This is a genomic window from Enterobacter cloacae complex sp. 385G4 (assembly GCF_057320665.1).
The window spans coordinates 969,051-980,476 of record NZ_JBXWDD010000001.1; the positions used below are offsets into that span (position 1 = coordinate 969,051).

The window sequence follows — 11,426 nt, forward strand, 5'->3', positions numbered from 1 at the left end:
ATTTGTATGATTAATGCCTCCTTCACCTGCCATTCATATGACAGATGATGCGCACACGGATGATAGATAATTGTGAAAAACGTAGCCTCCTCACATGTTCTGCCCTTTCGCGCCCTCATCGACGCCTGCTGGAAAGAGAAGTACACCTCGTCACGCTTTATCCGTGACCTGCTTGCCGGGATCACCGTCGGGATTATTGCCATCCCGCTGGCGATGGCGCTGGCGATTGGCAGCGGCGTTGCGCCACAGTACGGTCTGTATACCTCGGCCGTTGCCGGGATTGTTATTGCCCTGACGGGCGGCTCGCGCTTCAGCGTCTCCGGCCCAACCGCCGCCTTTGTGGTGATCCTCTACCCGGTTTCACAACAGTTTGGTCTGGCAGGCCTGCTGGTTGCCACCCTGATGTCCGGCGTCTTTTTGATTCTGTTCGGTCTGGCCCGTTTTGGTCGCCTGATTGAATATATTCCTCTTTCCGTGACGCTGGGGTTCACCTCGGGGATTGGGATCACCATCGGAACCATGCAGATCAAAGATTTTCTCGGTCTGCAGATGCCCCACGTCCCGGAGCACTATTTACAAAAAGTGGGGGCGCTGTTTATGGCGCTGCCAACGGCCAACCTGGGCGACGCCGCCATCGGAATAGTCACCCTGGGGACGCTGATCGTCTGGCCTCGCCTCGGTATTCGCCTGCCGGGCCATCTGCCCGCCCTGCTGCTGGGCTGCGCGGTGATGGCTATCGTCAATATGTTCGGCGGTCATGTCGCGACTATCGGCTCGCAGTTCCACTATGTTCTGGCGGACGGTTCGCAGGGTAACGGCATTCCGCAGCTGCTGCCGCAGCTGGTGCTACCGTGGGATATGCCTGGTTCGAGCTTCACCCTGAGCTGGGATTCCCTTCGCGCCCTGCTGCCCGCCGCGTTCTCTATGGCGATGCTGGGAGCGATTGAATCCCTGCTGTGCGCCGTGGTGCTCGACGGCATGACCGGCACCAAGCACAAAGCCAACAGCGAACTGGTCGGTCAGGGCTTAGGCAACCTCATCGCACCATTCTTTGGCGGTATTACCGCCACGGCAGCCATCGCCCGTTCTGCGGCAAACGTGCGCGCAGGTGCGACCTCCCCCGTTTCAGCGGTTATCCACTCCCTGCTGGTGATTCTGGCGCTGCTGATCCTTGCCCCGCTGCTCTCCTGGCTGCCGCTTTCCGCCATGGCCGCCCTGCTGCTGATGGTGGCCTGGAACATGAGCGAGGCGCATAAGGTGGTGAACCTGCTGCGTCGCGCGCCGAAAGACGACATCATCGTGATGCTGATCTGCATGTCGCTGACCGTGCTGTTCGATATGGTTATCGCCATCAGCGTCGGGATCGTGCTTGCGTCCCTGCTATTTATGCGCCGCATCGCGCAGATGACGCGCCTCACGCCGGTTAACGTGGAGGTGCCTGAGGATGTGCTGGTGCTGCGCGTGATTGGCCCGCTATTCTTTGCCGCGGCGGAAGGATTGTTCAGCGATCTGGAGTCCCGCATCGCGGGGAAACGGGTTGTGGTGCTGAAGTGGGATGCCGTCCCGGTTCTGGATGCCGGTGGTCTGGATGCCTTCCAGCGCTTTGTTGCACGTCTGCCGGAAGGCTGCGAGCTGCGGGTCAGCAACCTGGAATTCCAGCCCCTGCGCACCATGGCGCGTGCGGGCGTGCAGCCGATCCCTGGCCGCCTTGCCTTTTATCCTAACCGTGAAGCCGCGTTAGCGGATCTATGAGTTACCTGATGCAGAGAAACGTCTCTGCATCATCACCCCGATCGCCTGCTGGAGCCATGCAAGCACGGCAGGCGTCATCCAGGTTCCTTTCATCAGATGCGGCTCCTGCTGCATAGCCGTACGAAACTTTTGCTGGGTCTCGGGGTTGGTGCCTGCGTAGGACTGGAACAATGCCAGCCAGTTTTCAGCCAGCTTTTGCGCCTCCTTCGAGTCAGGAGCGATATTGTCCCGCTGCGCCTGATGCAGTTTCGCCACCAGCGGCGGCCACTCCATCATGCGGTCAAAATAATGTGCCCGGGTAAAGGCCATCTCTTCGGCAGTGAGATACTTCTCCCATATCCTGAGCTTAGATTCCGCAAACGCCCGCGTGATGTAATCTGTCATCTCCGGGGTGATGCCGGTCTGCGCCTGCATCTGTGGCTCTACGCTGTGCATCTCGTTCAGCCGGGTGAGAAACTCCGGCTTGCCCGCCGTGTCCTGTTCAAGACGTTCCATCCAGCGGGTCGCCAGATCCATCGCCCGCGTGTCAGTAACGGGTATATCCTGTTCCAGCAGCGCGTTAGCCTCTGCCACCAGCCCTGACCAGATAGCCGCCAGCGCATCCTTCTGTACCGCAAACGGCAACTGCTGTAACTCTTCTTTGCTAAACCAGCGATCGTACATATTCATTAACTCCAGAGTCTGTAGCCAGGACTCCAGATCCGGCGTCGCATCGTCGGTAAGCCCGGTACGCAGCTCCACCAGCCGGTCGCGCAGCGTGTGTATGCTGCGCAGCTGTTTATCCAGCAGCGTGATTTGCGCATCGAGTAGCTCAGTCAACGACAGCGACTCCTTTTCCAGAAAATCCCTGATTTCAGCAAGTTCCAGCCCCGCTTTTGCCAGCGCCTGGATCATGTGCAGACGCTGGACATCCGCCAGGTTGTAAAGCCGGTAACCTGCCGCGCTTCTGGCAGAAGGCAGCAACAGCCCTGTTTGCTCGTAGTGATGCAATGTCCGCACGGTGATACCGGCTCGTTTCGCCAGCTCACCCACCTGAATCAACATAACTGCTCCTTTTTACTTTGCCAGTGCCACCACTCTGGAGCCTTACGTTACGTGAGGGTCAATATGCTATGCAAAAAAAACGACTCCGGATGGAGTCGTTTCGATGTTCTTAATCAGGCACTAGCTGTGCTTATGCTGGTCACGACGACAGCGTTTGTCGTAGTGGCGCACCCACCAGTATTTATCGCAGACTTCCTCATGTCCGCTTACGCGCGCCCCGGCGAGCCACAATACTGCACCGAGGAAGATGCTCAATACCGCGCCGTGCGCGAAGTATTGTGGGAGATCAAGCTGCGGCAGTTGGTTTAAAATGGAATAACCTACGCCGACTACCATCACGAACAGTCCCAACCCCATTAGCACGTTACCGAGCATCGAAGCGTTTTTGCGTTTCATATGTCACCTCCGGAACTTTGGGTTGTCAGGGGAAAAGCCCCTAATCCTTGTGTGTAAAGTATAGACAACGCCCCTTTTATGAGTTGCGTGAATGATCACAATTACGGATAACGCACAAACAAAAGTTTACAAATAAGGCGTTGAACAGCTTGAAATTCTAATTGTTCAGATGAGTAATTATTCGAATTTCGCCGGGATAACCGCAGAATTTTGTCAAGCGGCGCGCCAGACAGTAAACTACGCGCCAGATCTGGAACCCATTAGGAATTGAATCGTGACGATTAAACTGATTGTCGGCCTCGCCAACCCGGGCGCGGAGTATGCGGCCACCCGCCACAACGCCGGAGCCTGGTACGTCGATCTGCTGGCCGAACGGTTACGTGCTCCCCTGCGTGAAGAACCTAAATTCTTCGGCTACACCTCACGCATCAACCTTGCAGGCGCGGATGTTCGCCTGCTGGTGCCCACCACCTTTATGAACCTGAGTGGTAAAGCGGTGGCGGCAATGGCAACGTTTTATCGCATCAACCCGGATGAAATTCTGGTGGCTCACGATGAGCTGGATCTCCCGCCTGGCGTAGCAAAATTCAAGCTGGGCGGCGGACACGGCGGTCACAACGGTCTTAAAGACATCATCAGCAAGTTGGGCAATAACCCGAATTTCCACCGTTTGCGCGTGGGAATCGGCCATCCGGGCGATAAAAACAAAGTTGTCGGTTTCGTGCTCGGTAAACCCCCGGTTTCCGAACAAAAACTGATTGACGAGGCGGTAGACGAAGCGGCACGCTGCACTGAAATCTGGCTGCAAGACGGCTTAACCAAAGCGACAAATCGCTTACACGCTTTCAAAGCGCAATAATCCGCCCGATACGGCTTTTTTACCGCGCGTCATGCGGGTTACGTGTATAATAGGCGTAGTTATTTACTTTTCATCAATCGGTTATCGTTAACGGATTGATTATCAAGATATTAAGGTGATTTAGAAATGGGATTCAAATGCGGTATCGTCGGTCTGCCAAACGTGGGCAAATCCACCCTGTTTAACGCGCTTACCAAAGCGGGTATTGAAGCGGCGAACTTCCCGTTCTGTACCATCGAACCGAACACCGGCGTGGTGCCAATGCCGGACCCGCGTCTGGATCAGCTTGCGGAAATCGTGAAGCCGCAGCGCATTCTGCCAACCACCATGGAGTTCGTGGACATCGCGGGCCTGGTGAAGGGTGCCTCCAAAGGCGAAGGTCTGGGTAACCAGTTCCTGACCAACATCCGTGAAACCGAAGCGATCGGCCACGTTGTGCGCTGCTTCGAGAACGACAACATCATCCACGTTAATAACAAAGTGGATCCGGCTGACGATATCGACGTCATCAACACCGAGCTGGCGCTCTCTGACCTCGACACCTGCGAACGCGCCATTCACCGCGTGCAGAAGAAAGCGAAAGGCGGCGACAAGGATGCGAAAGCGGAACTGGCTGCGCTGGAAAAATGCCTGCCACAGCTGGAAAATGCGGGCATGCTGCGCGCGCTGAAAAACCTGACTGACGAAGACAAAGCGGCGATCAAATACCTGAGCTTCCTGACCCTGAAGCCAACCATGTACATCGCCAACGTTAACGAAGACGGTTTTGAGAACAACCCGTACCTGGACAAAGTCCGTGAAATCGCCGCGGCGGAAGGTTCTGTGGTTGTGGCGGTTTGCGCAGCCGTTGAGTCCGATATCGCCGAGCTGGACGACGCCGACCGTGAAGAGTTCATGGCCGAACTGGGTCTGGAAGAGCCGGGCCTGAACCGCGTGATCCGCGCAGGCTATGAGCTGCTGAACCTGCAGACCTACTTCACCGCTGGCGTTAAAGAAGTGCGTGCGTGGACGATTCCTGTGGGTGCGACTGCGCCTCAGGCGGCCGGTAAGATCCACACCGACTTCGAGAAGGGCTTTATTCGTGCGCAGACTATCGCGTTTGAAGACTTCATTACCTATAAGGGTGAGCAAGGAGCGAAAGAAGCAGGCAAGATGCGTGCGGAAGGGAAAGATTACATCGTTAAAGATGGCGACGTGATGAACTTCCTGTTTAACGTTTGATTTGTTTTGAATGAAAAAAATCCACGCCAAAGCGTGGATTTTTTTCGAGATAAATTTCCCTGATAGTATTAATTTAAAAAATACCTTCTTTGAGAGGATGATCTTTTATTCCTCCCCAAGGGTCATCTAGCAAAAACTTAGCAGCAATAGCTTCTTTTGCCGGTACAAGAGTGAAATTATAGTAAATTTCATCTCCTTCACAAATCTCATAAAAGAGTGAATAAACTTTTTCGTTCACATCTATATTTAAATCGAATTTCTCAGTTGCAGAAGCGATTTGCAGCTTATCTTTATCCGTAATGAAAAATGGCACAACAATACAGCGCTGAGCATTTTCATCCATTTTGAAAGCATTATCTTTCTTGATATTGACGTTTGCTCCAAACGCGTCCTCTGGTAATGGATCGAATATAACATAATCCTTGTGGAGAACAGCACCTTGAGAAACATTGCCTTTTCCGCACTGACTCAGTTTTTCGTCATAATCTCGGGATCGTATCACTATTTGACTATGCGAAATCAGCAGATCAACTATTTGTAGTTTTTTATCATTCATTACACTACCTCGACTTTTATTATCGTTCTAACTGGAAGTTCTGATAAAAGTTTACCAATACTTGAACCTGTACTACAGTTACTGCCCTTCGCTATCCGTCATTCGCTCCGACGTGCCGTTGGGCAAACAGTGGAATCAGAAGATCTCCGTCGCTTCAAGGCTGACAATACGGGGCAGCAAACTTTATTATTTGGATAGCTATGGCTAAGAATATGATGAGCCTCATATTTAGTGTTATGATTGTATTAAGCCACAAAAGCCTTACTTTAAAATGGCTTTATCAGATTCTAATAAGATGGCGCCATTCTTGTTATCACTTTTTTATCCAAGTCTAAAGAATAATGCCAATCATACCAACCATTTATTTTTTCCGAAAAGGAGCAGACAATCAAAACCTCTTTTTTATCGTTTAATGTCAAATAAGAAAAAGACGCACCTTCTGGAGGCGTAAATGTTGAAAGCAAAGTCCCATCAATATTTAAAACAGTTAATAACATCGGTAAGGGTAATGGTTTACTCAATACAAAAATGATTTTTCTCTTTTCATCTATCATTGCCAGATCTAAATCATCTATACCGATAGTGACTTTGTGTGTATTATATATCCAATGCAATTCATTTTTTTCTTTATTACAGATAAAATTATTAATCATGTTAATCTCATTTCATAAATTAGGGCTTGAGCAACGACTCGTCAATAACTTCCAAATAATTCATGCGTTCTGCAGGTGGCACAGCCATTTCGACTTGTGAACCGCCACCAGGCAGATATACATTCGCACCTTTATCAACTTGAGGTCCAACCGCACCAATTTTAACTGGTAATGGTTTCTTAACTTCATAAGTTATTACTCTATCAATATCCGGTTTCCATTCCATCTTCACAGCGAGCTCATTTCTAACATATGAAGCATTAGGAATATCGTCAAATGTAGCAAACCCTCCAGGTCTCGTCGCTGGCTGGCCTGGAGATACGGCCATTTTTACTCGAGTCCCTGGGACTAATGTTGCATCTAAAGGAGGCTCATTTAATGGCCAAGGCGATTGTTCATTAACTAATTTTTTATAAGCAGAAGCCGCTTCAGTTGATGATTTGAAACGACCTTTATGCTGCCGCTGAAAATCATTCCAAGTATTAGTTCGCCCACATCGTAAGCCTAATGGATCTGCCCACCCCAGCGCATTCGGCGCATACTGGTAAAGGTTTATCCCCCCCGCCAGCCCTATCGGGTCCTGCTGCGTAAATCGTCCGCAGTCCGGGTCATAATACCGGAACAGATTGTAGTGCAGCCCTGTCTCACGGTCCAGGTATTGCCCCTGCATGCGCAGGTTCTGAGAATATCCTGATACTTGCGTCTCGCTTTCCCGCAGCAGCTTGCCCCAGGCGCTGTTGACCCCTTCCCAGCGCACCTGCCCTTCGCTATCCGTCATCCGCTCCGGCGTGCCGTTGGGCTGGCAGTGGAACCAGAAGATCTCCGGGTCATCAGCGCCGTCAATACGCGCCAGCGGATCGTAGCTGTCCTGATCGCTGTAGACGTAGGTCAGCGGTACATCCCCGTGAACTTCCTGCAGCAGGCGGAACCCTTCCCAGACAAACCGCGTGGTGACAGGCTTACCGGTTGGCTGGCCGCCCAGCATCTGGCGGCGCGTTTTGCTGATGCGCCGACCGAGCGGATCGTAGCGGAAGCTGACCTGCGTCTGCGGCTTGTTGCGATCCCGCGGCTGGCTGATGACTTCCGTCAGGCGATGCTCGCCATCGTAGCGGTAGTGCCAGCGGGTCTGGCCGTTATCCTTCTCAACGGTGCGGCCGTGTATGTCATAGCGCCAGCGAATGCCATTCAGTTGCGTCAGGCGGTTGTGCGTGACCTTCTCAGCAGTTCCTTCGAGCGGGTTACCGGCAGCATCCCAGCGCCACTGCTCCTGGCCGGGCAGCGTACCGTCCTGAACCAGCAGACGCCCGGCGCTGTCGTACTGCCAGCGGTACCAACTGAACGGGTTATCGTCCCGCTCTTCGCGAACCAGGTTATTACGGTAATCGTAATCCCAGCGGCGGGACCAGCGGCGCGGCGACGGACGCTGCGCATTGCCGGTAAAGACGTCCCGCCGATGCAGTCGGCCCAGGCGGTCGTATTCGCTGCGGGTGGTCAGCAGCCCCTGCGTGCGGCTGGTTTCACGGTGAAGCTCGTCGCGGGTAAAGTCGGAGACCGACAGCTTATCGAGAGCAATGCTGAGCAGATGCCCGCTGCCGTAGTAGAACTGTTTCAGCTCGCGGCCATCGGGTAGCGTGACGGAAGTGCGGTTGCCCAGCGCATCATATCCCCACGCCAGCTCACCATGCTCGCTCGCTTCGCGCGTAACGCGACCGAGCGCGTCATACTCAAAGGCAAGCTCCTGCTCTGCCTCGGTGGTCCACGCGTCGGCTGAAAGCGCCGGATGCAGCCCAATGCGGCTTAACAGCCCGGACGGCGTGTAGTGGTAGCGGGTCTGCCCTTCTGGCGTGGTGCGGGCGACCAGCTGGCCGCTCGCGCTCCAGGCGAAGGCGTGGGTGATGGCCTCCGGATGGCCGGCGGCATACGTGCGCGCTATCGTGCGTCCGCAGGCGTCATAGCGATACTGCGAGGCCACGCCATCAAGCCCTACCTCTTCCAGCAGCAGCGAGTCAGCGCCCCAGCGGAACTGGTACGCTTCGCCGTTTTCGTTTTCCAGGGCAATCAGACGCCCGCGGCTGTCCCAGCGGCGACGGACCTCTTCACCCTGCGTATTACGGGTGGCGGTTAAGCGCCCCGCCGCATCGTATCTGAACTCACTCTCTTTCCCGTCGGCGCCCGCATGCTTCACCGGCAGGCCACGTTCGTTCCATTTAAGCGATTCCGTCCAGCCTTCCGGGCGATCGAGCTGCACCGGGCGCCCTGCGGCGTCGTAGCGGTAGCGCGTCTCTTCACCGTCGGCGCCTGTCTCAGCCACCAGCCAGCCCAGCGGATGATAGCGATAGCGGGTAATACGCCCGGAACAGTCCGTCGAACGGACAATTTGCCCGGCCTCGTTGTACTCCTGGTAGCGGCTGTTTCCGGCGGCATCGACCTCTTCAACGACCTGGCCGAACTCGTCCCGGCGCAGCTGCGTGGTCTGCCCCAGCGGATCCACCACGCGCTTCAGCCCGTGGTGTTCGTCGTACCAGAAGCGAGTCGCGCTGCCGTCTGCTTCAATGATTGACGCCGGAAGCGCACGGTGCTCCAGCCAGGTGGTGGTGCGGGTATTGCCATCGGCGTCGATCTCCTGCACCCGGTTGCCCATCTCGTCGTAGACGAAGGTGACGGCATTGCCGAGCGGATCGATGCGACGCGTCAGAAGCTCGTTATCGTCCCACTCGTAGCGCCAGTTTTCACCGCGCTCGTCGACGTAGCGCACAATCAGATTCTGTGCGTTCCAGTAGTGGCGTCGCGTCTGGCCGTCGTAGTGCTCGACGGTCGTCAGCCCCGCGTCTAAATCGTAGCTAAAGCGGCAGCCATCGCCGGTGCTGGTGCGGTTTTCCACCACGCGCCAGTGATCGAATTGTTTCCAGCGGTATTCGCTCTCCAGCCCCCCCGGCAAGCGGTGCCAGACCATCAGGCCGTGGTCGTTGTAACGGTATTCACGCGTCACCACGCCGGAGGCATCCGTCGCGCTCGCCAGCTGGCCGCGCGCATCGTAGCCCCACTGCATCAGCGGCCAGGTTTGGTTGCCGTCGAAATGGCTGGCTGCGGTAACCCGCTGCGGGAAACGTTCATCCTCATAGCGCAGGGTGACGTCGATAGCCCGCGGCTCGTCGTGAAGACCAACCAGCCTGCCGTGCTCGTCCCACGCCGTCAGCAGCGCGTTGCCGTATTCGTCGCTGAGGGAGGCCAGACGCAGGATAGAAGGATTCGCGCGGGTCGGTTTGTACAGACGCCACACCGCGCCGTCATCGTCAGCAATCGCCACGTCGCCGCTCTCATTGCGGCGGATAATGATGCCTTCGCTGATGCTGTAAAACGCCCGGTCGACCGGCGGCAGCTCGAAGCTCAGCTCGCGCCCGGTTTCATCGAACCAGGTCGCATTGTTATCTTCCAGCGTCAGATAGCTGTCAAAAGTTGTAGCCCAGCCCAGACCGAACAGCCCTTCGCGGGTGGTCAGGCTGTTATAGCTGCGCTGCCAGCGCAGCGGAAAGCGCCCCGGCAGCGAGAAATCGAGCTCGTCGTCGTCATTCAGCACCTTCACGCCGGTGGCGGCGTGAACCGGGTGCGAGGAGCCAAACACGGCATTCACCGCCATATCCGCCAGCATCCCGCCGCCTGCCGCCGCCAGCGCACAGGGCATGTTTTTCAGGATTTTGCCCGGACGCCCGCGCAGCAGGGAGAGCGCAATCATCCCCAGCGCCAGACCCGGCGTTTTACCGCTTTTGATATCGCGGACCGTGAGCGTGTCCCCGCCGATGATCACGTTAGGAGAGACATCGTCGGAAACGGTGCCTTCGCAGGTGGTGCGATCTTTCGCGCGCACCGCGGGCTGTCCGTTAATGAAGACGCTTTTGGAGCCTTCCGCCAGATACTGCGGCCCGGAGTGTTTTTCACACGCCACCTTGTCTTCTTCCAGCGGCGAAGTTCCCGCAGCGGCAGAGGCCACGCTCGGCTGCCACATTTCGCTGCCAAACTGTCCGGCGGCGGAAAGCAGCATGCCCGCGTAATCGGCAAAGCTGCCCGGCGACTGCGGCTCAGGGGGCGGGGTATCGGCGGGCGTGAGCGTGCCTGCTGCGCGCGCGGCAGGGATTGCGTTGGTCAGAACGTTGTTCGAACCGGTGGTGATTTTGCCCGCAGGCGACGGCGGGAAAAGCGCATTACCTAACCCTTCCGCGGCGTTGCTGATATCGTCTGTGATACCCGCCACGTTCGCCAGCACGCCGCCAATGATGCCGCTTAACAGACAACTGGATCCAATTGCTGCCACGCCCGCGGCGGCGGCTCCGGCACCGAGCAGTGGCGCGGCCGCCGTAGCCGCCAGCCCTACCGCCGCGCCAATCACCGCATAGGCGGCACCTTCCGCCACAATGCTGGTGATGTCAGCAAAAATGCTGGAGTGAATAATCTCGTCGCCCTTACGGGCCGCGTTGTTATCGCTCATGCCTTACACATTCCGGTTGTCGTTTAGCGTCAGACTCTGCTTAAGCGCGCTCCAGCGCACCTCGTCCTCTTCAGTGAATGCTCTGAGCGCTGAGAGGGTAAAAATCATCAATACCGATTTGCCCGGCGTCTGCACAGCCAGCTGTTTTTGCCACAGACGCTGCCCGTTGCGGTCAAACGTGGTCTCAACTTCCAGTCCGTTAATGTTTCCGTCTGGCCCGGCTTTTACGCTCCGGAACTCGCTCTGGGCAATCTCACCCATCTGAGGACGCAGCACATCCCACTGGCGGTGAAACTCTTGTTCGTAGTCGCTGCCATCGGGAATCACGCCGCGGCTGACCACCACGGACAGCCCGCTTTCGTCATCGCGAATGATGTTCATGCTGTTATCCTGCCAGGCAGCAGGAAATAGGGAAAACGAACCTTCCTGGAGGGTGTATTTCATAAGTGAACTCGGGATGAT

9 protein-coding genes are annotated in these 11,426 nt (G+C 55.8%); 3 read left to right on the forward strand and 6 right to left on the reverse strand.

The window, feature by feature from the left end; all coding sequences use genetic code 11:
* Positions 1-72 precede the first annotated feature (72 nt).
* Positions 73-1,752 carry a C4-dicarboxylic acid transporter DauA gene (gene dauA / locus AC2FAJ_RS04830; protein WP_047364925.1) on the forward strand — a complete coding sequence of 560 codons (1,680 nt, stop codon included), beginning with the start codon at positions 73-75 and terminating at the stop codon, positions 1,750-1,752.
* Here dauA and AC2FAJ_RS04835 read toward each other — a convergent pair.
* Both AC2FAJ_RS04835 and ychH read right to left on the reverse strand, forming a co-directional pair.
* Positions 1,747-2,796, reverse strand: coding sequence for a MerR family transcriptional regulator (locus AC2FAJ_RS04835; RefSeq protein ID WP_041909567.1), 1,050 nt, complete (start codon positions 2,794-2,796; stop codon positions 1,747-1,749). The genes dauA and AC2FAJ_RS04835 overlap by 6 nt on opposite strands.
* 120 nt (positions 2,797-2,916) lie before the next feature.
* Complete coding sequence (ychH, locus tag AC2FAJ_RS04840) at positions 2,917-3,192, reverse strand: stress-induced protein YchH (protein ID WP_028013466.1); 276 nt, start codon at positions 3,190-3,192, stop codon at positions 2,917-2,919.
* A 274-nt stretch (positions 3,193-3,466) separates the two neighbouring features.
* Here ychH and pth point away from each other — a divergent pair, with 274 nt between their 5' ends.
* The gene (gene pth, locus AC2FAJ_RS04845) at positions 3,467-4,051 is read left to right on the forward strand and encodes an aminoacyl-tRNA hydrolase (RefSeq protein ID WP_008499504.1); all 585 of its coding nucleotides are present in this window, start codon (positions 3,467-3,469) and stop codon (positions 4,049-4,051) included.
* A gap of 126 nt (positions 4,052-4,177) precedes the next feature.
* A complete protein-coding gene (gene ychF, locus AC2FAJ_RS04850) occupies positions 4,178-5,272 on the forward strand; it encodes a redox-regulated ATPase YchF (protein ID WP_003856650.1) in 1,095 nt (364 codons plus the stop codon).
* Positions 5,273-5,345: 73 nt separating this feature from the next.
* Here the strand turns inward: ychF and comJ are convergent, their stop codons facing one another.
* The 4 genes from comJ to AC2FAJ_RS04870 all read right to left on the reverse strand — a co-directional run bounded on the left by comJ (position 5,346) and on the right by AC2FAJ_RS04870 (position 11,408).
* Positions 5,346-5,828 (reverse strand): competence protein ComJ, encoded by a 483-nt coding sequence (comJ, locus tag AC2FAJ_RS04855; protein WP_041909565.1) that lies wholly within the window; start codon positions 5,826-5,828, stop codon positions 5,346-5,348.
* Between the two features lie 287 nt (positions 5,829-6,115).
* On the reverse strand, positions 6,116-6,481 hold the full coding sequence (locus AC2FAJ_RS04860; protein WP_071993716.1) for a hypothetical protein: 366 nt from the start codon (positions 6,479-6,481) through the stop codon (positions 6,116-6,118).
* Positions 6,482-6,500: 19 nt separating this feature from the next.
* Positions 6,501-10,964, reverse strand: coding sequence for an RHS repeat-associated core domain-containing protein (locus AC2FAJ_RS04865; RefSeq protein WP_485453890.1), 4,464 nt, complete (start codon positions 10,962-10,964; stop codon positions 6,501-6,503).
* A gap of 3 nt (positions 10,965-10,967) precedes the next feature.
* Positions 10,968-11,408 (reverse strand): DcrB-related protein, encoded by a 441-nt coding sequence (locus AC2FAJ_RS04870; protein ID WP_485453891.1) that lies wholly within the window; start codon positions 11,406-11,408, stop codon positions 10,968-10,970.
* Between the last annotated feature and the right edge of the window lie 18 nt (positions 11,409-11,426).

Bases quoted from the DNA above. Each gene is read 5' to 3' on its own strand.
- AC2FAJ_RS04835 (WP_041909567.1), bottom strand. From the start codon at position 2,796: ATGTTGATTCAGGTGGGTGAGCTGGCGAAACGAGCCGGTATCACCGTG.
- ychH (WP_028013466.1), bottom strand. From the start codon at position 3,192: ATGAAACGCAAAAACGCTTCGATGCTCGGTAACGTGCTAATGGGGTTG.
- ychF (WP_003856650.1), top strand. From the start codon at position 4,178: ATGGGATTCAAATGCGGTATCGTCGGTCTGCCAAACGTGGGCAAATCC.
- comJ (WP_041909565.1), bottom strand. From the start codon at position 5,828: ATGAATGATAAAAAACTACAAATAGTTGATCTGCTGATTTCGCATAGT.
- AC2FAJ_RS04860 (WP_071993716.1), bottom strand. From the start codon at position 6,481: ATGATTAATAATTTTATCTGTAATAAAGAAAAAAATGAATTGCATTGG.
- AC2FAJ_RS04865 (WP_485453890.1), bottom strand. From the start codon at position 10,964: ATGAGCGATAACAACGCGGCCCGTAAGGGCGACGAGATTATTCACTCC.
- AC2FAJ_RS04870 (WP_485453891.1), bottom strand. From the start codon at position 11,408: ATGAAATACACCCTCCAGGAAGGTTCGTTTTCCCTATTTCCTGCTGCC.